General features: G+C 71.9%; 21 protein-coding genes. 11 read left to right on the plus strand and 10 right to left on the minus strand.

The features are described 5' to 3' along the window. Positions 1-37: 37 nt before the first annotated feature. Complete coding sequence (gene purF, locus Q0863_RS03160) at positions 38-1,510, plus strand: amidophosphoribosyltransferase (protein ID WP_298574944.1); 1,473 nt, start codon at positions 38-40, stop codon at positions 1,508-1,510. Positions 1,511-1,520: 10 nt separating this feature from the next. Further along, on the plus strand, positions 1,521-2,330 hold the full coding sequence (locus tag Q0863_RS03165; protein ID WP_298574946.1) for a ferritin-like domain-containing protein: 810 nt from the start codon (positions 1,521-1,523) through the stop codon (positions 2,328-2,330). Positions 2,331-2,335: 5 nt separating this feature from the next. On the opposite strand, the gene lpxH is transcribed toward Q0863_RS03165, so the two are convergent. Continuing rightward, the gene (lpxH, locus tag Q0863_RS03170; RefSeq protein ID WP_298574948.1) at positions 2,336-3,070 is read right to left on the minus strand and encodes a UDP-2,3-diacylglucosamine diphosphatase; all 735 of its coding nucleotides are present in this window, start codon (positions 3,068-3,070) and stop codon (positions 2,336-2,338) included. Between the two features lie 103 nt (positions 3,071-3,173). On the opposite strand from lpxH, the gene gltX reads away from it, so the two are divergent. Together gltX and Q0863_RS03180 are read left to right on the plus strand one after the other, a co-directional pair. After that, positions 3,174-4,598: a glutamate--tRNA ligase gene (gltX, locus tag Q0863_RS03175; protein ID WP_298574950.1), complete on the plus strand. Its 1,425-nt coding sequence runs from the start codon at positions 3,174-3,176 to the stop codon at positions 4,596-4,598. Positions 4,599-4,629: 31 nt separating this feature from the next. Then, complete coding sequence (locus Q0863_RS03180) at positions 4,630-5,142, plus strand: transcriptional repressor (protein ID WP_298574952.1); 513 nt, start codon at positions 4,630-4,632, stop codon at positions 5,140-5,142. 53 nt (positions 5,143-5,195) lie between these two features. Here Q0863_RS03180 and Q0863_RS03185 read toward each other — a convergent pair whose 3' ends face one another. Continuing rightward, complete coding sequence (locus Q0863_RS03185) at positions 5,196-5,330, minus strand: hypothetical protein (RefSeq protein WP_298574954.1); 135 nt, start codon at positions 5,328-5,330, stop codon at positions 5,196-5,198. A gap of 165 nt (positions 5,331-5,495) precedes the next feature. After that, complete coding sequence (locus Q0863_RS03190; RefSeq protein ID WP_298574956.1) at positions 5,496-7,700, minus strand: TonB-dependent receptor; 2,205 nt, start codon at positions 7,698-7,700, stop codon at positions 5,496-5,498. An 80-nt stretch (positions 7,701-7,780) separates the two neighbouring features. On the opposite strand from Q0863_RS03190, the gene Q0863_RS03195 reads away from it, so the two are divergent. After that, positions 7,781-8,191 (plus strand): MerC family mercury resistance protein, encoded by a 411-nt coding sequence (locus Q0863_RS03195; protein ID WP_298574958.1) that lies wholly within the window; start codon positions 7,781-7,783, stop codon positions 8,189-8,191. Positions 8,192-8,298: 107 nt separating this feature from the next. Further along, on the plus strand, positions 8,299-8,484 hold the full coding sequence (locus Q0863_RS03200) for a 30S ribosomal protein THX (RefSeq protein ID WP_298574960.1): 186 nt from the start codon (positions 8,299-8,301) through the stop codon (positions 8,482-8,484). 126 nt (positions 8,485-8,610) lie between these two features. Here the strand turns inward: Q0863_RS03200 and Q0863_RS03205 are convergent, their stop codons facing one another. From Q0863_RS03205 to Q0863_RS03215, 3 genes are read right to left on the minus strand one after another with little or no spacing between them, the layout of a single operon-like run. Continuing rightward, the gene (locus tag Q0863_RS03205) at positions 8,611-9,819 is read right to left on the minus strand and encodes a dipeptidase (RefSeq protein WP_298574962.1); all 1,209 of its coding nucleotides are present in this window, start codon (positions 9,817-9,819) and stop codon (positions 8,611-8,613) included. Between the two features lie 17 nt (positions 9,820-9,836). Then, entirely contained in the window at positions 9,837-11,072 is a 1,236-nt protein-coding gene (hutI, locus tag Q0863_RS03210; RefSeq protein WP_298575880.1) for an imidazolonepropionase, read from the minus strand. Continuing rightward, positions 11,050-11,238, minus strand: coding sequence for a hypothetical protein (locus Q0863_RS03215; RefSeq protein WP_298574965.1), 189 nt, complete (start codon positions 11,236-11,238; stop codon positions 11,050-11,052). Before Q0863_RS03215 ends, hutI begins: the two co-directional genes overlap by 23 nt. Before the next feature lie 68 nt (positions 11,239-11,306). Here Q0863_RS03215 and Q0863_RS03220 point away from each other — a divergent pair, with 68 nt between their 5' ends. Both Q0863_RS03220 and ubiM read left to right on the plus strand, forming a co-directional pair. After that, a complete protein-coding gene (locus Q0863_RS03220; protein WP_298574967.1) occupies positions 11,307-12,554 on the plus strand; it encodes a formimidoylglutamate deiminase in 1,248 nt (415 codons plus the stop codon). 115 nt (positions 12,555-12,669) lie between these two features. Further along, on the plus strand, positions 12,670-13,839 hold the full coding sequence (gene ubiM, locus Q0863_RS03225) for a 5-demethoxyubiquinol-8 5-hydroxylase UbiM (protein WP_298574969.1): 1,170 nt from the start codon (positions 12,670-12,672) through the stop codon (positions 13,837-13,839). On the opposite strand, the gene Q0863_RS03230 is transcribed toward ubiM, so the two are convergent. From Q0863_RS03230 to Q0863_RS03240, 3 genes are all read right to left on the minus strand, one after another. Continuing rightward, positions 13,836-14,375 (minus strand): methylated-DNA--[protein]-cysteine S-methyltransferase, encoded by a 540-nt coding sequence (locus Q0863_RS03230; protein WP_298574971.1) that lies wholly within the window; start codon positions 14,373-14,375, stop codon positions 13,836-13,838. The genes ubiM and Q0863_RS03230 overlap by 4 nt on opposite strands. Next, positions 14,372-15,910: an AlkA N-terminal domain-containing protein gene (locus Q0863_RS03235; RefSeq protein WP_298574973.1), complete on the minus strand. Its 1,539-nt coding sequence runs from the start codon at positions 15,908-15,910 to the stop codon at positions 14,372-14,374. Before Q0863_RS03235 ends, Q0863_RS03230 begins: the two co-directional genes overlap by 4 nt. 153 nt (positions 15,911-16,063) lie before the next feature. Then, complete coding sequence (locus tag Q0863_RS03240) at positions 16,064-17,314, minus strand: ectonucleotide pyrophosphatase/phosphodiesterase (RefSeq protein ID WP_298574975.1); 1,251 nt, start codon at positions 17,312-17,314, stop codon at positions 16,064-16,066. A gap of 171 nt (positions 17,315-17,485) precedes the next feature. Here Q0863_RS03240 and Q0863_RS03245 point away from each other — a divergent pair, with 171 nt between their 5' ends. Continuing rightward, the gene (locus Q0863_RS03245) at positions 17,486-17,797 is read left to right on the plus strand and encodes a hypothetical protein (RefSeq protein ID WP_298574977.1); all 312 of its coding nucleotides are present in this window, start codon (positions 17,486-17,488) and stop codon (positions 17,795-17,797) included. 213 nt (positions 17,798-18,010) lie between these two features. On the opposite strand, the gene Q0863_RS03250 is transcribed toward Q0863_RS03245, so the two are convergent. After that, on the minus strand, positions 18,011-18,592 hold the full coding sequence (locus Q0863_RS03250; protein WP_298574979.1) for a TetR/AcrR family transcriptional regulator: 582 nt from the start codon (positions 18,590-18,592) through the stop codon (positions 18,011-18,013). Between the two features lie 146 nt (positions 18,593-18,738). Between Q0863_RS03250 and hutU the strand changes: the two genes are divergently transcribed. Together hutU and Q0863_RS03260 are read left to right on the plus strand one after the other, a co-directional pair. Continuing rightward, complete coding sequence (gene hutU / locus Q0863_RS03255) at positions 18,739-20,406, plus strand: urocanate hydratase (protein WP_298574981.1); 1,668 nt, start codon at positions 18,739-18,741, stop codon at positions 20,404-20,406. 128 nt (positions 20,407-20,534) lie between these two features. Beyond that, entirely contained in the window at positions 20,535-21,047 is a 513-nt protein-coding gene (locus Q0863_RS03260; RefSeq protein ID WP_298574983.1) for an MgtC/SapB family protein, read from the plus strand. The last annotated feature ends 70 nt before the right edge of the window (positions 21,048-21,117 follow it).

The following is a 21,117-nucleotide window of genomic DNA, read 5'->3' on the forward strand; positions in this document are numbered from 1 at the left end:
CGTTCCACTCCCGCAACACGCAACGGAAACCACTGCCATGTGCGGCATCATCGGCATCGTCGCCACCACCGAGGTCGCGACCGCGCTGTACGACGGCCTGACCGTCCTCCAGCACCGCGGCCAGGACGCAGCGGGCATCGCGACCTCCACCGGCACCCAGATGCGCGTGCACAAGGGCAACGGCCTGGTGCGCGACGTGTTCCACCCCAAGGCCATGGCCCTGCTGGAAGGGCGCGTGGGCATCGCCCACTGCCGCTATCCCACCGCCGGCAGCGAAGGCAGCGACGAGGCGCAGCCGTTCTACGTCAACTCGCCCTACGGGATCGCGCTGGCGCACAACGGCAACCTGATCAACACCGACACGCTGCGGCGCGAGGTGTTCGAGCAGGACCGGCGCAACATCAACACCCAGTCCGATTCGGAAGTGCTGCTCAACGTGTTCGCGCACGAGCTCGACCGCAGCCGCACGCTGACGCCGGAGGCTGCGTTCCGCGCCATCGAAGGCGTGAACCGGCGTGCCCGCGGCGGCTACGCCGGCGTGGCCACGGTGCTGGGGCTGGGACTGGTCGCGTTCCGCGATCCGCACGGCATCCGGCCGCTGGTGCTGGGCAAGCGGGAGACCGAGGCCGGCAACGAATACGCGATCGCGTCGGAGTCGGTGGCGCTCGACATCCTCGGCTTCGAGCTGGTCCGCGACGTCGCCCCGGGCGAGGGTGTGGTGGTGACTCCGCGCGGCGAACTGCATACCCGGCAGTGCGCCGAAGAGGTGGCCAGCGCCCCGTGCATCTTCGAGTACGTGTATTTCGCGCGGCCCGACTCGATGATCGAGAACATCTCGGTGCACAAGGCGCGCATGCGCATGGGCACGGTGCTGGGCGAGAAGATCCTGCGCCTGCGGCCGGACCACGACATCGACACGGTGATCCCGATCCCCGACACCTCGCGCGATGCCGCGCTGGAGATCGCCCATGTGCTCGGGGTGAAGTACCGCGAGGGTTTCGTCAAGAACCGTTACGTCGGCCGCACCTTCATCATGCCGGGGCAGGGCGAGCGGGTGAAATCGGTCAAGCGCAAGCTCAACCCGATCAAGCTCGAGTTCCGCAACCGGGTGGTGCTGCTGGTGGACGATTCGATCGTGCGCGGCACCACCTCGCAGCAGATCGTGCAGATGGCCCGCGATGCCGGCGCGCGCAAGGTGTACCTGGCGTCCGCCGCGCCGCCGGTCCGCCATCCCAACATCTACGGCATCGACATGCCCACGCCCGAGGAACTCATCGCGCACGGCCGCAGCGAAGCGGAAATCGAGCGCATGATCGGCTGCGACTGGCTGGTCTACCAGGACCTCGCGGACCTGGAGAAGGCGGTGGCCGGGCCGAAGTTCGAAGGCATGAAGTTCGACAGCTCCTGCTTCAGCGGCGAGTACGCCACCGGCGTGGAGCCGGGCTACTTCGAAGGCCTGCGCCAGCTGCGCTCGGACGACGCCAAGCGGCAACGCCGGCTCGCGCTCTGAGCGGCGCGCGATGCGGACGCTGTTCGACGCCGCGCGCGAGTGCCTCGATGCGGCGGATGTCGACGACAAGATCGCGCTGACCCGGCGCCATGCCGCGTCCTTCGCACGCGGCGAACTCGCCGTGCCGGGGGACGCGGCCGGTCCCGCGCCGATCCGGATGCCGGGCCGTCCGCCGCGCCCGGCGCTGGTGCATCCGCGCGAACTGCCGCGCCGCGGCTTCGGCACGGTGCAGGGCCGCGCCGCGTTCATCCATTCGATCGCGCATATCGAACTCAACGCCGTCGACCTGGCCTGGGATGCGGCCTATCGCTTCCGCGGCCTGCCCGCCGACTACTACGTCGACTGGGTGCGCATCGCCGACGACGAGGCCCGGCATTTCATGATGCTGCGCGAGCGGCTGCGGGCGCTGGGCCACGACTACGGCGATTTCGACGCCCATAACGGCCTGTGGGAGATGTGCGAGAAGACCGCGCACGACGGGCTGGCGCGCATGGCCCTGGTACCACGCGTGCTCGAGGCGCGCGGGCTGGACGTGACCCCGGGCATGATCGTGAAGCTGCGCGGGCTCGACGACGACGCCACCGCCGACGTGCTGGAGGTGATCCTGCGCGAGGAGGTGGCTCACGTCGCCGCGGGCAGCCGCTGGTTCCGCTGGTTCTGCGAACGGCGCGGGATCGCGCCGGAGCCGGAGTTCCGCAGGCTGCTGGCGCAGTACGCACGCGCGGTGCTGCACGGGCCGTTCAACGTCGAGGCGCGCAGCGCCGCGGGCTTCAGTGCCGACGAACTCGAAGCGCTGGTGCAGGCGGCCGGATCCGCCTGATCCGCTCAGGCGAGCCGATCGAGCTCGAAACGGCCGTTGTCCACGCGCAGCACCGAGCCCTGCTCGTACCAGTCGCCGAGCACGATGCGCCGCCGCGCGCGACCGGCCACGTCCAGCGCGTGGATCGCGGGACGGTGGGTGTGGCCGTGGATCAGGGTCTCCACGCCGTAACGGGTGAACAGCTCCTCGACCGCTGCGGGCGCCACGTCGGTGATGGTCTCCATCGTGCCGGCCCGCTTCAGTTCGCCCTGCCGCGCCTGGCTGGCCGTGCGCGCCTGCCGGGCGAAGGCGAGCCGCGCCGGCAGGGGCTGCGAGAGGAAGCGCGCCTGCCACGCGGGATCACGCGTCTGCGCCCGGAACGCCTGGTAGGCGGCGTCGTCGACGCAGAGCTGGTCGCCGTGGCTCAGCAGCACCGCGCTGCCGTCGAGCATGACAACGGCCGGATCGGGCAGGATCGCGAAGCCCGCGCGCGCCGCGTAGCCATCGCCGACCAGGAAATCGCGATTGCCACGCTGGAAGGAGACCGGCACGCCGCGCTCGGACAAAGCCCGCAGTTTCGTCGCCACGAAGGCGCCGGCCTCCGACGGATCGTCGTCGCCCACCCAGGCCTCGAACAGGTCGCCGAGGATGTAGAGCGCAGCCGCCGTGCGGGCTTCCCCGTCGAGGAACTCGCCGAACAGGCGCGTGATGTCGGGTCGTTCCGGGTCGAGATGCAGGTCGGAGATGAAGAGCGTGGCCATGCGGCATTGTAGGGCGACGTCCCGGCCTCCCGTCACGGCCGGGGCGCGGTGGCGCGAGGTGCGCAAGCTACAATGCCCGGCTTCCGCACACGCTCCGCTCGCCATGACCTGCCGCACCCGCTTCGCCCCCAGTCCCACCGGCTACCTGCACATCGGCGGCGCGCGCACCGCGCTGTACTGCTGGCTGGAGTCGCGCCATCGCGGCGGCGAGTTCATCCTGCGCATCGAGGACACCGATCGCGAGCGCAGCACCCAGGGCGCGATCGACGCGATTCTCGAGGCCATGGCCTGGCTGGGCCTGGATTACGACGAAGGCCCGATCTACCAGACCCAGCGCCTGGACCGCTATCGCGAGGTGGCCGAACAGCTGGTGGCGCAGGGCAAGGCCTACTACGCCTACGAGTCGAAGGAAGAGCTCGACGCGATGCGCGAAGCGGCGATGGCGGCCGGCGCCAAGCCGCGCTACAGCGGCGTCTGGCGCGATCGCCGGGAATCGGCCGAATACCATGCCACGCGCCGCGACGATCCCAACCGCGTGATCCGCTTCCGCAACCCGCTCGAGGGCGTGGTCGCGTGGGACGACAAGGTCAAGGGCCGCATCGAGATCGCCAACAGCGAACTCGACGACCTGGTGATCTTCCGCCCCGACGGCTACGCCACCTACAACTTCGCGGTGGTGGTGGACGACATCGACATGCGCATCACCGACGTGGTGCGCGGCGACGACCACGTCAACAACACCCCGCGCCAGATCAACCTGTACCAGGCGCTGGCCGCGCCGGTGCCGGCGTTCTCGCACCTGCCGATGATTCTCGACGAGCACGGCGCCAAGCTGTCCAAGCGCACCGGCGCGGCCGACGTGATGCAGTACCGCGACGCCGGCTACCTGCCGCATGCGCTGCTGAACTACCTGGTGCGGCTGGGCTGGTCGCATGGCGACCAGGAGATCTTCTCGATCGCGCAGATGCAGCGGCTGTTCGAACTCAAGGACGTCAACGCCAAGGCCGCGCGCCTTGATCCGGCCAAGCTGGGCTGGCTCAACCAGCAGTACCTGAAAAACGACGATCCGGCCCAGGTCGCGACGCACCTGCAGTGGCACCTGCGGCAGTGCGGCTTCGACCTGGCCCGTGGCCCGGCGCCAGCCGACATCGTGGTCGCGATGCGCGATCGCGTGCAGACCCTGCGCGAGATGGCCGAGCGCGCCGCGGTGTGGTTCCTGCCGCTGGAGCACTACGACGATGCGGCCGTGGCCAAGCACCTCAAGGCGGGCGCGGACGCGCCCCTGCGCGATGCGCAGGCGCGCATCGCCGCGTTGCCGGCGTGGACGGTCGAGGCCATCGGCGAAGCCCTGCACGCGACTGCCGAGGCCCTGGGCCTGGGCATGGGCAAGGTCGCGCAGCCGCTGCGGGTGGCGATCACCGGCACCCAGGTCAGCCCCGACATCGCGCACACGGTCTACCTGGCCGGACGCGAGGAAGCGTTGCGCCGCATCGAGGCCGCGATCGCGCGGGTCCCGGTCGCCGGTTGAGAACCCGGCGCCGCGACGCCATCATCCGCTCATGGCCAGGCACGACCCCGAGCACGACTGCATCGATCCGCACCACCACGTGCATGACGCGCAGGCGTTCGTGCGCGCGGTCGAACTCGCCTGCCAGGAACGCGGGCTGCGACTGACCCCGATCCGCGCGCGGGTGTTGCGGCTGATCGCCGGCGCCGGCCGCCCGGTCAAGGCCTACGACCTGCTCGACATGGTGCGTTCGGGCGAGGGCGCCGGTGCCGATGCGCCGCCGACGGTGTACCGGGCGCTGGATTTCCTGCTCGCCAACGGCTTCATCCACAAGCTGCAGTCGGTCAATGCCTTCGTCGCCTGCCACCATCCCGACAGCGATCAGCATTCGGTGCCGTTCCTGATCTGCAACCGCTGCCACAACGCCGTGGAACTCGAGGACGCGGACGTCGTCGCCTCGCTCGACGAGCGCGCGCGTGCGCTGGGCTTCGTGCCGCAGGCGCAGACGCTGGAAGTGCACGGACTGTGCGCACAGTGCGCGCAGCTGGACGGCGAGACCGGCTGACGAGGCTTTTTTCCTCGGTGTGCCGACGCCGGATGCGGTGCCGAAGACCGTCGCTATTCGCCCTTGCGCCTGTCGTCGGCCGCTTCGTCGCGCATGCGCCGCCGGATGAACAGGGCCGTGGCCAGGGGCATGCCCAGGATGATCAGTCCGCCGGCGATGGTCAGCCAGCCGACCGGTTCTGTCAGCATTTCCCGCAGTATCGGATGCATCTCCGGATTCCCCGCTGTGTCGAGACGCGGCCAGTCTGCGACGTGGCCGCGCGGCGGGCATTGCGCCGGATCAAGGCATCGTGGGCAGGCGCGGCGGACACTCGATGGTTCCGCCGCGCCTGGTCTCCTTCGCGAGCGCCCGGCTCAGAAGAACAGGCGCACGCCCGCCGCCACGCTGCGGCCCGGCAGCGGGGCCAGGTCCTTGAGGAACGAGGTGTGCGGCCTGGCTTCCTCGTCGAGCAGGTTGGTTCCGTCGACGAACAGCTCCAGCGCCTGGCCGCTGGCGGTGTCGTGGTGCCAGGCCAGGTTGGCGTTGACCAGGGTGTAACCCGGCGTCGCCGTTTCGTGGGCGGCGACGCGATCCTGGCGCGCATGGCGGATCGCGCCGAGTCCCGCGCGCCAGGCGCCGCCCTCCCAGCGCAGTTCGGCGCCGGCGCGCCAGGGCGCGATCCGCGGCAGGTCGCCCGACAGGGGAAGTTCCGCCGTGTAGTGGTGGGCGTGGTCGCCATGCGGCACCGCGAACGCCACTTCCTGCGTGCCCTCGCCGGTGAGGCGGCCGCGCACCACGTCGCCGAATCCGCGCAGGGTCCAGCGGCCGCTGTCGTTGTCGAGCAGGGTCCAGCGCAGGTCGAGTTCGCCGCCGCTGAAGCGTGAGTCGGCCTGGTTCCAGAGGCGGGCGGTGACGCCCCCGTCCTCGATGCCGGTGTCGGCCAGGTAGATGAAGTCGCGGTAGTCCAGCGCGTACAGCGATGCGCCCAGGGTCAGCGGGCCACGGTGCCAGTGCAGACCCAGCTCGACCCGGTTGGCGGTCTCGTGGCGCAGCTGCGGATTGCCGAACTCGTGGCTGCGGGTGGCCACGTGCAGGCCGTTGGAATACAGCTCCTCCGCGGTGGGCGAGCGCTGCGCGCGGTCGAGGCCGAAGGACAGGTGCAGGTCCTCGCCGAAATGCCAGCGCGCCGCGGCCGAGAGGCTGGTGGCGTCGAAATCGCGGGACGGGCCGATCGCCGTCGCCGCGTCCACTTCGATCCGGTTGCGGTCGTGGCGCGCGCCGATCTCCAGGTCCAGCGTGTCGAACGTGCGCCGGCCGATCCAGAACAGGCCGACGTCGCGCGAGCGCGAATCCGGGACGAAGGCTTCGTCGCCGACCGCGCGGAAGTCGCGGCGCGAGCCCTGCAGGCCGAACGCGCCGTCCCATCCGGCCCAGTCGCGGTGCACCAGTTCGGCCCGCAGCTCGGTGCTGTCGTTGTCGAACACCGTGCCGACTACCTGGCCTTCGTATTCGGTGTGCGTGTAGCTGGTGTTTGCCAGTTTCACCCGCAGGGTATCGAACGCGCCCAGCGCGTCCAGGCCGGCGCGCAGTTCGTGGCGGCGCTGGTCCATGACGATGTGGACCGCGTCCTCGTGGCCGTCCTCGTCGCCGTGGTCTTCCTCGCCGTGGTCCTCGTCCTCGTCGCCGTGCCCGTGCTCGTCATGGGCATGGCCGGGCACGCCGTAGCGGCTGTTGTACAGGCTGCTGCCGACGCCGAGGAAACCGCGCTCGCCGATCCAGGACAGGCCGAATGCGGCGCTGTCGGTGCGCATCGCGCTGTTGGCCAGGGTGCCGCCGGCGTCCGCGTCGTGGTCGTCCGCGTCGTGGTCGTCGCCATCATCGTCGTCGTGCGGCGCTTCGATCCCGGCATGGCCGGGGATGTCGTAGTCGCCGGTCTCGCGGTGCAGCGCGTCGACATGGAAGACCAGGTTGCCGGAGGACGAGGTGCCGTCCAGGCGCAGCATGCCGGTGCGTTCGTCGTTGCCGCTGGCCGCGCGCAGTTCGGCGCGGCCCTGCAGCGGCGTCGCGGTCGCCTGCTCGGGGATGCGGCCTTCGACCACGTTGACCGCACCGCCGATCGCGCCGCTGCCGTACAGCAGCGTGGACGGGCCCTTCAGTACCTCCACCTGGTCGGCGAGGAAGGGTTCGATCGACACCGCGTGGTCGACGCTCACGGTGGAGACGTCGCCCGCGGCCAGGCCGTCGCTCAGCACCTGCACGCGCGCGCCGTCCAGTCCGCGGATGATCGGCCGGCCGACGCCGGGACCGAAGTACGAGGACTGCACGCCGGGCAGGCGATTGACCGTCTCGCCCAGGGTGGCGGCGCGGACTTCGTCGAGGCGGCTGCCGGCCAGCACTTCCACCGGCCGGGTCAGCGACTCGGCGGTCTGCGGAAGGGGCGTGGCGCGCACCATGACCTCGTCCAGGTCCTTGATTTCAGCGTGGCGCGGATCGTCCTGGGCGGCGAACGCGGGCAGGGTGCACAGGGCAAGGGCGAGGGCGGAGGCGAGACGCCGGGGGATGGGGGCGGGGGACGACATGGGGCGGGGCTGGTCCGTGGAGTGGTGATGTTATACTATTACGTATCGGCCATCGCCCACCTGTCAACCTCCCGAACGTCATGACCCCACGAGAACGGCACCACCTGCTCGACCGTTTCGGCGCCGCCGGTTCGCTGGCCTGCGCCGCCCACTGCGCGCTGCTGCCCTTGCTGCTCGCGGCCCTGCCGTCGCTGGGCGTCGCGGTCTGGCTGGGCGACAGCCTGGAGTTCGGCTTCGTGGTGTTCGCCAGCCTGCTGGGCGCCTTCAGCCTGGTCTGGGGCTACCGTCGGCATCGCGCGCTGCGCGCGCTGGGGCTGCTGCTGCCGGGCCTGGCCGTGCTGTGGACGGGTGTGCTCTATGCGCCGCTGCACGAGTCGGTGGTGCCTCACGCGGTGGCGATGACCCTCGGCGGCACCCTGGTCGCGGTCGGGCACCTGGTCAACCTGCGCCTCAACCACAGCCACGTGCACGACGCCAGCTGCGCGCACTGAGCGGCGGCGGCATGTGCCGCCAAGCTGCGTGGTAGACTGCGCCCCCTCGCGCGACCGCGCGGCGGCCGGACACCCCGCGCCGATTTTCCAGATTCAGGAGCAACACGATGGGCAAGGGCGACCGCAAGACCGCCAAGGGCAAGCGCTATTCCTCCAGCTACGGCAACGCGCGCCCCAAGGCCGTGGCCAAGGCCACGGGCAGCGCAGCCGCGCCGGTGGCGAAGACCGCGAAGACCGCGACCAAGGCTCCCGCCCGCAAGGCGGTGAAGAAGGTGGTCGCGAAGGGCGAATGAGCCTTTCCGTCGCGTGATCGAAAAAGCCCCGCATCGCGGGGCTTTTTCGTTGTGGGCGTGCCTCGGCGCCTCCTGCACCCGCGCGGATGCGCAGTGCCGGTGCGGCCGTGGACGGCGCGTCCGGGCTCAGTGGCGCTGCGCGCCGGCTTCGACCTCGTGCCAGACCCGCAGCAGGTTGCCGCCGAGGATCTTGCGGATGTCGTCCTCGCCGTATCCGCGCGCCAGCAGGCCCTCGACCAGGTTGGGGAAGTCGGCCACGGAGCGCAGGCCATCGGCCAGTTCGCCGCCGACGCCGTCGAAGTCCGAGCCGATGCCCACATGGTCCACGCCCAGCAGGCGCACGCCGTGGTCGATCTGGTCGAGCACGGCCGACAGCGGCGTCGAGGGCGTCGGGTGCTCGCGATCCCAGTCCGCCTCGAAGCTTGCCGCGTCCTGCGTGGGCTGTCCGGCCGCGGCCAGTTCCGCGTTGCGCGCGTCGAACGCGGCGCGCGCCCGGAACCGCGCCTGCATGTCGGCCGCCGCCTGCGCGTTGACGAAGGCGGTCCCGAACGGCACCTGCACCACGCCGCCGCGCTCGGCGATCGCGCGCGCCAGCGCATCGCTGATGTTGCGTTCGAAGCCCGGGGTGAAGTGCCGGAACGCCGAATGGCTGGCGATCACCGGCACCTTGCTCAACTCGATCGCCTGCGCGGCCGCGGCATCGGACACGTGCGAGACGTCGACCATGATGCCGAGCCGGTTCATCTCCGCGACGACCTCGCGCCCGAACGGACTCAAGCCGCCCAGCGGGCGCTCGAGGCCGTAGGAGGAATCGGCCAGGCGGTTGGAGGCGCTGTGCGCCAGGGTGATGTAGCGGATGCCGCGCTCGAAGAAGCGCTGCAGCTGCGAGAGGTCGTCGCCCAGCGGCGCGCCGTTCTCCATGCCCAGCGGCAGCAGCACGCGTCCGCCGGCGCGCAGCCGTTCCACGTCGGCCGGCGAGGTCAGGATCACGAAGCGGTCGGGATGGCGCTGGACCAGGGCCTCGATCGAATCGATCTGCGCATGCGCCAGCTGCCGGGCGCGTCCCTCGCGGTCTTCGCTCGCGGAGGTGTAGATCGACATGAAGGCGATATCCAGCCCGCCCTGGCGCGCACGCGGCCAGTCGAACTCGCGGTCGGGCGCGTCCTGGCCCAGGTCGGCCCAGGTCTCGGCGAGGATCCCGGGCGCATCGATGTGGGTGTCGACAATGACCGCGTCCTGCGCCAGCGCGGTCGCGCGCGGCGTGGCGGGCTCGGCGGCGAAGGCGGCCGGGCAGGACAGCGCGAGCGCGCAGGCGAGGGTGGTGCGCAGGATCATGCGTGGTCTCCGGAGTGTCAGCAAAGTCGATGTCCGCCCGCGTAGACGGCGCGCGCCAGCGGGCCGCCCAGCCAGTAGCACAGCTCCGCCGGACGGGCGATGTCCCAAAGGATGAAGTCCGCGCGCAGGCCGGCGCACAGCACGCCGCGATCGTCCAGGCCCAGCGCACGCGCGCCGTTGACCGTGGCGCCGCGCAGCGCTTCCTCGGGGGTGAGGCGGAAGTGGGTGCACGCCAGCTGCATGGCCTGGCGCAGCGAAAGCAGGGGCGAGGTGCCGGGATTGCAGTCGGTGGCGACCGCCATCGGCACGCCCTGCGCGCGGAACTCCGCGATGGGCGGCAGCCGGGTCTCGCGCAGCACGTGGAACGCGCCGGGCAGCAGCACCGCGACGGTGCCGGTGCGCGCCATCGCCGCCACGCCGGCGGCCGAGGTGTGCTCGACGTGGTCGGCCGAGAGACCGCCGAATTCCGCGACCAGCGCCGCGCCGCCGCCGTCGCTGAGCTGGTCGGCATGCAGCTTCACCGGCAGGCCGAGCGCGCGCGCCGCTTCGAACACGCGCCGGGTCTGCGCGGCGCTGAAGCCGATGCGCTCGGCGAAGGCGTCGACCGCGTCGACCAGCCCTTCGCCATGCAGGCGCGGCAACCAGTCGCAGACCGCTTCGATATAGTCGTCGGCGCGACCGGCGAACTCGGGCGGCAGCGCGTGCGCGCCGAGGAAGGTGGTGCGCACCTCGACGCCCAGCGACTGGCCGATGCGTCGCGCGACGCGCAGCATCCGGCGCTCGCCGTCCAGGTCCAGGCCGTAGCCGGACTTGATCTCGAGCGTGGTCGCGCCGTCGCCCAGCAGCGCGCGCGCGCGCGGCAGCGACTGCGCCAGCAGCGTGTCCTCGTCGGCGGCGCGCGTGGCGCGCACGGTGGAGACGATGCCGCCACCGCTGCGCGCGATCTCCTCGTAGCTGGCCCCCTGCAGGCGCTGCTCGAATTCGGCGGCGCGGTCGCCGGCGAACACCAGGTGGGTATGGCAATCCACCAGTCCGGGCGTGATCCAGCCGCCGCCAGCCTCGATCACGCAATCGGCCAGCCGTTCCGGCTCGCCCGGCAGCTCGGCGCGGCGGCCGGCGAACACGATCCGGCCCTCGCGCCATCCCAGCGCACCGTCCTCGATCGTCCCGTATCCCGCATCGCCCTGCAGCGTTGCAAGGCTGGCGCCGACCAGGACGCCGTCCCAGGCCTCAGTCACCGCCGCCTCCGCCATCGCCATCGCCGCTCGCTTCATCGCTGCGTGCCGGGCTGCCGCTGGCGGCGCCCGTATCGCGCCGGCTGCGCCTGGCCCCGGGCGTGCGCAGGCGATCGCGTCCCTTGAGCAGCACCAGGACCGCCGCCAGCAGCGCCACGCCGAGAACCGCCAGACTTTCCAGCATCGCACCGCCAGTGAAAGGAACACGCCAGCACGGTAGCCTAACCCACTCCCGCCGCCCGCCGCCCGCCGATGTCCAGCCTGTCCCCGCTGCCGATCCAGTCCGTTGCCGCTGGCTGGCGCCTGCCCGGCATCGCCAACCTGCATTCGCATGCCTTCCAGCGCGCGATGGCGGGGCTGGCGGAGCGTCAGACGCATCCGTCCGATTCGTTCTGGACCTGGCGCGACACCATGTACCGCATGGCCGCGCGCTTCGATCCCGACACGCTGCACGCGGTGGCCACACAGCTGTACGTGGAGATGCTCGAAGCCGGCTACACCACGGTGTGCGAGTTCCACTACCTGCACCACGCGCCGGACGGCAGCGCCTATGCCACGCCCACGGCGATGTCCGATGCGCTGGCCGCGGCGGCGCGCGAGGCCGGGATCCGCCTGACCCTGCTGCCGGTGCTGTACATGACCGGCGGCTTCGACGGGCGCGAGCTCAACCCGCGCCAGCGCCGCTTCGGGCACGACGTCGAGGGTTACCTGCGCCTGTTCCATGCCCTGCATGCGCGTCAGGACGACATGCTGCGTGTGGGCTGCGCGCTGCACAGCCTGCGCGCGGTGCCGGCCGTGGCCATGCGCAGCGTGCTCGATGCGCTGCCGGCGGAGGCCCGCATCCACATCCACATCGCCGAGCAGGTGGGCGAGGTCCAGGACTGCCTGGCGGTGCGCGACTTGCGTCCCGTCGAATGGCTGCTGCGCAACGCCGACCTCGACCCGCGCTGGACCCTGGTGCACGCGACCCACCTCAACGACGGCGAGGTGCAGGGCATCGCGCGTTCCGGCGCGACGGTGGCGATCTGCCCGACCACCGAGGCCAACCTCGGCGATGGACTGTTCCGCCTGCGCGACCATCTCGACGCCGGCGGTGCCTGGGGCATCGGCTCGGACTCGCATATCTCGGTGTCGCCGGTGGAGGAGCTGCGCTGGCTCGAGTACGGCCAGCGGCTGGGCACGCGTCGTCGCAACATCGCCATCGGCCCTGGATCGCCCGGCGTGGGTGCGACCCTGCTGCGGGGCGCGCTGGCCAGCGCGGCGCAGGCCACCGGCTTCGATGGCGTCGACGACAGCCTCGTGCTCGATGCCGATGCGCCGGTGCTCGCCGCCGCCAGCGCCGACGACGTGGCCGAACGCTGGATCTTCAGCGGCAACCGGCCGCTGGTGCGTGAGGTACACGTTGGTGGCCGCCAGCTGGTCGCGGAGGGACGCCATCCGCAGCGCGGGACGATCGCGGCGCGCTACGCGGACGCGCTGCGCAAACTGCTGCGCGACTGAGTCGCGCGGACCGGGCGCATGCCCGGGCGTGCGCGGCGGCGCATGACCTGGATCAATGCAGGGGCGGGCCATGGCGCGGCAGGCTTGCCGGCCTCGCCGCATGGAGCCGGACAGCATGAACGTCGACATCGCCATCGTCGGTGCGGGCCCGGCGGGCCTGTGCTTCGCGCGCTCGCTGGCGGGCAGTGGCCTGTCGGTCGCGATCATCGAGAAGCAGCCGCTGGCGCAGATCGCCGAGCCCGCCTTCGACGGCCGCGAGATCGCGCTCACCCACGCCTCGCGCGCAATCCTCGTCCGACTTGGGCTGTGGGCAGGCTTCGACGCGGACGACGTGTCCGAACTTCGCGACGCCAGGGTGCTCAACGGCGAGGCCGAGACCGGCCTGCGGGTGAGCGCGGACGATGGCCGCAGTCCCCAGCTGGGCTGGCTGGTGCCCAACCACCGCATCCGCAGCGCCGCCTATGCGCTGGTCGCGCAGCAGCCCGGCACGCAGCTGCTCACGGGGCAGGGCGTGACCGCCGCCGCGCGCGAGGGCGACACGGTCGCGCTGACCCTGGAGGACGGGCAGACCATCCGTGCACGCCTGCTGGTGGCGGCCGACAGCCGCTTCTCGCAGGTGCGGCGGATGCTGGGCATCGGCGCGCGTTCCTACGATCACGGCAAGCGCATGCTGGTGGCCCGCGTCGCGATCGAACGGCCGCACCGGCACGTGGCCTGGGAATGGTTCGGCTACGGCCAGACCCTGGCGCTGCTGCCGCTCAACGGCGATCTTGCCTCGGTGGTGCTGACCCTCGCGCCGCAGGACATGGCGAAGGTCGAGGCGATGGACGATGCGGACTTCGGCGCCGACCTGGCGCGGCGCTTCCGCGGCCGGCTGGGCGCCATGCGCCCGATCGGCACGCGCCACGTCTATCCCCTGGTCTCGGTCTTCGCCGACCGCTTCACCGCGCCACGCGCGGCGCTGGTGGGCGACGCGGCAGTGGGCATGCATCCGGTCACCGCGCATGGCTTCAACCTCGGGCTGCAGGGGCAGGACACGCTGGCCAGCGTGGTGCTGCAGGCACATCGGCGCGGCGAGGATATCGGCTCGCCCGCGGTGCTGGCGCGATACGGGCGCCACCACCAGCTGGCCGCCTGGCCGATGTACGCCGCCACCCGCCTGGTCGTGCGCGTGTTCACCGACGATCGCGCGCCGGTGCGCGGCGTGCGCGATGCGATCCTGCGCCTGTCCAACCGCGTGCCGCCGCTGCGCCGCGCGATCGCCGCGCGGCTGACCCAGGCCTAGCCCGGCGCTGCCTGGACCGGCATGGCTGAGGGCTGCGGGAACAGGTCGAACCCGGCAGGCAGCGCGCCCTCGAGCTTGAGCAGGAACTGCTTCGTCGGCAGCCCGCCGCCGAAGCCGGTGAGCGAGCCATCGGCGCCGATCACGCGATGGCAGGGCAGCACGATCGGCAGGGGGTTGCGGCCATTGGCCGCGCCTACCGCGCGCATTGCCGTCGGCCGCCCGACGCGCGCCGCCAGGCCGGCGTAGCTGGTGGTCTGGCCGTAGGGGATCGTCGCCAGCGCCATCCACACCGACTGCTGGAACGGCGTGCCCTGCGGCGCCAGCGGCAGGTCGAACCCGCGCCGGCGGCCGGCGAAATACTCCCCGAGCTGCGCGCGTGCCTGCCGCAGCAGCGGGCTGTCGCCTTCGCGCCAGCCGTCGCCGCGGCGGACCGGGTGGCGGTTGTCGCGGAACTCGATCGCGCGCAGCCCCTGAGCGTCGGCGGCCAGGAACAGGGGGCCGACCGGGCTGTCGATGGTGGTGGTCAGGACGTTCATGCCGCTTTCCTCCGTGCGCCCGTGGCGCGGCTGGTGGTGGCCGCCTGCTGCGCCAGCGCGGCCTCGCGCCAGACGTGGATGACGGCGTAGGCGCGCCAGGGACGCCAGTCCTCGGCGCGCCGCGAAAGGGTCGCCGCGCGCAGGCGCGGGCTGCCGGCCGCGTCGCCGGCCAGGTGCTTCTGCACGACCAGGTCGCCGGCGGGAAAGGCGTCGGGGTGGCCCAGTGCGCGCATCGCGATGTAGTGCGCCGTCCACGGCCCGATGCCGGGCAGGGTGGTCCAGCGTGCGACGAAGTCCTCGAGCGCGTGCCCGGCATCGAAATCGACGCGGCCTTCGACCAGCGCCTGCGCGATCGCGCGCACCGTGGCCGCGCGTGCGGTCGGCAGGCCGATGCCCGACAGGTCGGCGTCGGCCAGCTGCTCCGGACCTGGAAACAGCAGGCGCAGGCCCGCGGTCGCGAGGCCGTCCGGCAGGGGCGTGCCGTGGCGCTGGGCGAGGCGCGCGGTGATGGTGCGCGCCGCGGTGACGCTGACCTGCTGGCCGATCACCGCGCGCACCGCGATCTCGAACCCGTCCCAGCCGCTGGGCAGGCGCAGTCCCGGCCGCGCGTGCAGCAGCGGGTGCAGCTGCACGTCGGTGGAGAGCACGCCGGCGATGGCCTGCGGATCGGCGTCCAGGTCGAACATCCGGCGCACGCGTTCGACCACCGGCAGCAGCCGCGACGGCGGGCAACCGTGCAGTTCGAGCTTCAGCGCATGGCCGTCGCCCCCGCTGCCGCGTGGCCAGGGGCCGACCCGCAGCCAACCCGGCGCCGCGGCGTCGCCCAGCACGCGCCGGTAGGTCGTGGCATCGACCTCCTCCACGCCGGGCAATGCGCGCCCGCGCAGGAAGTCGAGCATGGCCGCGAAATCGTAGGGCGGCCGGTAGTTCAGGCGCAGCGCCAGCACGTCATCCTGCCCCGCGCCGGGACGCTGCCGCAGCGCGCGAGGCGCCAGTCCGTAGGCGTCGCGGAAACAGGTGTTGAAGCGGCGCAGGCTGCCGAAGCCGGCCGCCAGCGCGACCTCGGTGACCGGCAGCGCGGTCTCGGTCAGCAGCTGCTTGGCGAACAGCAGGCGGCGGGTGCCGTGCACGCCGATCGGCGGCGCGCCCAGGCGTGCGGTGAACAGGCGACGCAGCTGGCGTTCGCCCAGGTGCACGCGCTCGGCCAGGGTCGCCAGCGGGGCTTCCGCCAGGAACCCCTCGTCGATCAGCTTGAGCGCGCGCGCCAGCGCGCCGTCGCCGCGGCGCCAGCTGCCGTCGGCAGGCGACAGTTCCGGCCGGCAGCGCAGGCAGGGACGGAAGCCTGCCGCTTCGGCGGCCGCGGCGTTGGCGTAATAGCGCACGTTGCGCGACCTGGCCGGCGGGGCCGGGCAGGTCGGCCGGCAGTAGATCCCGGTGCTGGACACCGCGGTGAAGAACAGGCCGTCGAAGCGGGCATCGCGGCTGAGGCGTGCCTGTTCGCAGATGGCGGGATCGGGCAGGGGGGTACCGGGCATGGGGGCAGTCTAGCGCCGCACCCCGACGCCGACTGGCCGTTTTCGGACATCAATGCGCGACGCCGTCGGCAAGCCGGCAGGTCGCGCCGGCCGCGGCGACGCGGTTCTTCGGGCGGGAGCGCAGGCCGCCCCGGAACACCCTGCGTACGCCCGTTACGGCGCCCGCACCTCGTCGCGCAGTGCCGGCAGCAGCGCATCGATGCTGCCGTCGTGGGCGACGGGCGCGATGCCGACCAGCCGTGCGAGCAGCGGATACACGTCCACGTTGTCGAATGCCGGCAGCACCGCACCGCTGCGGAACGACGGCCCATTGGCGATGAACACCGCGCGCATCTCCGGCGCCGCCGGATCGAAGCCATGCGAGCCGCGCGTGCCGGAGGGACGCCGTGCCAGCCACTCGCGCGGCAGCGCGTCCCAGCCCGTCTCCATCTGGCAGACGATCGGCGGAATCCGCGGGTGCGTGCCGTAGTGCCAGCGCGCGGGCAGCTCGTGCCGGCGGCAGCATGCGTAGCGGTCGTGGCGCCCCAGCAGCTGGCGTTCGGCGGCCGCCTCGCGCCCGGGCAGCGGGCGGAAGCCGACGACCTGGCCAGCCGTCACCATTTCCGCGTCGCCTGGATCGGCCATGTCCTCGATCACGACCACCTGGCCGTCCGCCACCTCGGCCATGCCGTGGTCGGACACGATGACGATGTCGGTGCGCGCGCGGGTGCCGTCGCGTTCGAGCCGGCCCAGCAGGTCGCCGATCGCGGCATCGACCTGGCGCATGGCGGCGCGCAGCTGCGGCGAGCGCGGACCGTGCGCATGCGCGGCCGAATCGGGGTGCTCGAAGTACAGCGTGACCAGGCGCGGCCGCGTGGTGTCGGGTTCGGCCAGCCAGCCGGCGACGGTGTCGACGCGCGTGGCGATCGTCCGCGTCTCGTCGTAGGCATGCCAGCGCCGCGGCCGCACGCCGGCGACCGCCGCCTCGCTCCCCGGCCACGACAGCGTGGCGGTCGGCAGACCGGCCTTCTCCGCCGACACCCACAGCGGCTCGCCGCCCCACCAGCCGGCGTTGCCCACCGCATCGCGATCCTTCAGGGCGAAGCCGCCCAGCGTCTCGTCGCGCATGGTGTTGTGGACGATGCCGTGGTGGTCGGGACGCAGCCCGGTGACGATGGTGTAGTGGTTGGGGAAGGTCAGGGTCGGATAGGACGGTGTCATCCACTGCGCGCGCACGCCGTCGGCGGCCAGGCGGTCGAGGTTCGGCGTATCGCCGCGGCCGAGGAAGCCGGGGTGGACCCCGTCCAGGGACACCAGCAGCACGGTGGTGGGGGCGGTGTCGGCGCGATCCCCTGTCGAGGGCAGGCTGGAGCAGGCCGACAGCAGCAGGAGCAGCGGAAGCAGGAAACAGCGGATGCGGGTCATCCGGCCATTCTAGGAAAGAATGTGACAGCGCGAGGACTTGCCGGCAGCGGTTGCGCACCGCGCCACGCTGACGCCCGTCTGAATCCGCCGCGCGCGTGGCGTTGCATGTGCGCCGCGCTGCCCTATGTTGGTGGGCGGCCGTCCGGCCGGAATCCGCTTTGGAGGTGCCCCATGACCTGTCGCCTGTTGGCCGCGCTGCTCGCCGGCGCCGCGTTCGCCGTCGCCGTTCCCGCCACCGCGCTGGCGCAGGAGGATGAGCCCGAGGAGGCCGCGGCCGCGTCGAAGAAGAAGGGCGATCCCGAGGACCGCTTCTGCATCCGCGAAACCGGCTCGCGCGTAGTGGCCACGCGCAACCGCTCGAAGAAGTCGGAAGAGGAATGCGTCAACGCCGCCGGCCGGGTCTACACCCGCGAGGACATCGAGCGGACCGGTTCGGCCGACGTGCGCGACGCACTGCGCCGCCTGGATCCGTCGATCTTCTGATCGACCCGGCATTTCCGCCACGACACGCCCGGCCTGCGCCGGGCGTTTTCGTTCCAGGCTTCGGTCGCGCCGGCCGCGCAAGGCGGGTAGCGCGAGCAGCAACGCCGGCAGCAGGCACGCCGGGTCCAGCGCGTCGCCCCCATGGGCGGTAGGGCGCGCACGGCAGCCCGGCCACCAGCGCGAGCGGCGAAGACGTTGGGCCAGTGCGTGCGATCAGCACCTGAGTCCGTCGAGCAGCCTTCCCAGCGAGGCCCTGTAGAACGCCTGGAAGCGTCGGTCGTCGTAGCTGAAGCGGCCGGCGCGGTACAGGGCGACCAGCCCGTGCGAATGCGCCCATAGGGTCATCGCGATGTCCCAGGCGTCGCCGCCGCGCAAAGCGCCGGCCTGCTGCGCCTCGATCACCGCGTCGTGCACCACGTTGAACGTCGGCGAGCGGCGCGCGCGGAAGTCCTCGGGAAAGCGCCGCGCATCCTCGCGCGGCACCGAGAAGGCGTGGTCGAACAGATGCGGATGCGCCAGCGCGTAGTCCAGGTAGATCATCTGGATGGCCAGCAGCTGCGCGATGGGATCGCCGCCGGACTTGCGCGCGTCCCAGTGGCGGGCGATCTCGCTGAAGCTGTCCTCGCTGATGCGCTTGAGCAGCGCGTCGCGATTGGGGAAGTGGCGGTAGATCGCCATCGGCGTGACCCCCACCGCGTCGGCCACGCGTCGCATGCTGACCGCTGCCGGGCCTTCGCGTTCGAACAGGGCGCGGGCGGCGGCGAGGATGCGGCGCGCGGTATCGGGGCGGCTCATGTATACAGCGTATACCCGGCGCGACCGATGTCGCGAACCGGCGCCGCGAGGGCCGCGATCGGGCCGGTCGCGCAGCCGCGGACGGTAGCGGCGGGCATGCCCGCGGCGCACACTTCCAGGCTGCGCTCCACACCGGAATTCCCTGCATGAACGACCCCCGTCACGATCCATCCCGCAGCGTCCGCGCGCCCCGTGGAAACAGCCTGAGCTGCCGCAGCTGGCTCACCGAGGCGCCGTTCCGGATGCTGCAGAACAACCTCGACCCGGACGTGGCCGAACGCCCGCAGGACCTGGTGGTCTACGGCGGCATCGGCCGCGCCGCGCGCGACTGGGCCTGCTACGACGCGATCCTCGACACGCTGCGCACGCTGGGCGACGACGAGACCCTGCTGGTGCAGTCGGGCAAGCCGGTGGGCGTGTTCCCCACCCACCCCGACGCGCCGCGCGTGCTGATCGCCAACTCCAACCTGGTGCCGCACTGGGCGACCTGGGAACACTTCAACGAACTCGACCGCAAGGGCCTGATGATGTACGGCCAGATGACGGCCGGCAGCTGGATCTACATCGGCAGCCAGGGCATCGTGCAGGGTACCTACGAGACCTTCGTGGAGATGGGCCGCCAGCACTACGGCGGCAGCCTGCAGGGTCGCTGGATCCTCACCGCGGGCCTGGGCGGCATGGGCGGCGCGCAGCCGCTGGCCGCCTCGCTGGCGGGCGCCTGTTCGCTGACCGTCGAATGCCGGCAGGCGGCCATCGACTTCCGCCTGCGTACGCGCTACGTCGACGAGCAGGCAACCGATATCGACGACGCGCTGGCGCGGATCGCGAAACACACGGCCGCGGGCGAGGCCAGGTCGATCGCGCTGCTCGGCAACGCCGCCGAGATCCTGCCCGAGCTGGCACGGCGCGGGGTGCGTCCGGACTGCGTCACCGACCAGACCAGCGCCCACGACCCGGTGCACGGCTACCTGCCTGCCGGCTGGACTGTGGAACGCTGGCTGGACGCGCAGAAGTCCGAGCCCGACATGGTGCGCGATGCGGCCAAGAAGTCGATGCGCGTGCACGTGGAGGCGATGCTCGCCTTCCACGCGGCCGGCATCCCGACCGTGGACTACGGCAACAACATCCGCCAGATGGCGAAGGACGAAGGCTGCGCCAACGCCTTCGATTTCCCCGGCTTCGTGCCGGCCTACGTGCGTCCGCTGTTCTGCCGCGGCGTGGGGCCGTTCCGCTGGGTGGCCCTGAGTGGCGATCCCGAGGACATCCATCGCACCGATGCCAGGGTCAAGGAGCTGATCCCCGACGATCCGCACCTGCACAACTGGCTGGACATGGCGCGCGAGCGCATCAGCTTTCAAGGCCTGCCCGCGCGCATCTGCTGGGTGGGCCTGGGCCAGCGCCACAAGCTCGGCCTGGCCTTCAACGAGATGGTGCGCAATGGCGAACTGAAGGCGCCGGTGGTGATCGGGCGCGACCATCTGGACAGCGGCAGCGTGGCCTCGCCCAACCGCGAAACCGAAGCCATGGCCGACGGCAGCGACGCGGTCAGCGACTGGCCGCTGCTCAACGCCATGCTCAACATCGCCGGAGGCGCGACCTGGGTGAGCCTGCATCACGGCGGCGGAGTGGGCATGGGCTATTCGCAGCACAGCGGCGTGGTGATCGTCTGCGACGGCACGGTCGAGGCGGACCGCCGCATCGAACGCGTGCTGTGGAACGATCCGGGCACCGGGGTGATGCGCCATGCCGATGCCGGCTACGAGATCGCCAGGCAGTGCGCGCGGGAGCAGGGGCTCAAGCTGCCGATGCAGTGACCGCCGGCCACGCGGGGCGCCCATTCACCGCGACCCCACGCGCCAGGCACTAGCGTGCGGGCCGCAGGCGCGGCTTTCGCAGCGGTTGGCGCGCGCCCGTCCCGATCCACTACCGGAGATTGCTGGCCATGGCCCTGCTCGAAGACATCGGCGATGCGATCGCGCGCGAGCTGGCGCTGCCCGACGTCGACACGCTGACCGTGCTGATGGTGCGCGTGACGGTGGCCGCCGTGCTGGGCGGGCTGGTGGGCTGGGAACGCGAGGCCAAGGGGCGCGCGGCCGGGCTCAAGACCCATATCCTGGTCTCGATCGGGTCGGCGCTGTTCGTCCTGGCGCCGCTGCTGGCGGACATCGATCCGGCCGAGGTGACCCGCGTGATGCAGGGCATCGTCTCGGGCATCGGCTTCCTCGGCGCGGGCGCGATCCTCAAGCTCGACAAGGAAGAGCGGATCGAGGGCCTGACCACCGCCGCCGGCGTGTGGATGACCGCCGCCATCGGCATGGCTGCCGGCATGGGCCAGGAGATGGTGGCGCTGATCACCACCGTGGTGGCGCTGCTGGTCGTCGGCGTGCTGCCGCGGCTGGGCCGCATCCGCCACGGCAACGGCGACGGGCCGCGGCGCGACATGGGCGAAACCTGAGCGTCGCCGTCGTCCGCGTTCGATGGATCGGACCGGGCGCGTGCGACAGTCGCCCAGCCACCGGCGCGCG

The sequence above is a fragment of the uncultured Luteimonas sp. genome (assembly GCF_947492465.1).
Classification (GTDB): Bacteria; Pseudomonadota; Gammaproteobacteria; order Xanthomonadales; family Xanthomonadaceae; genus Luteimonas.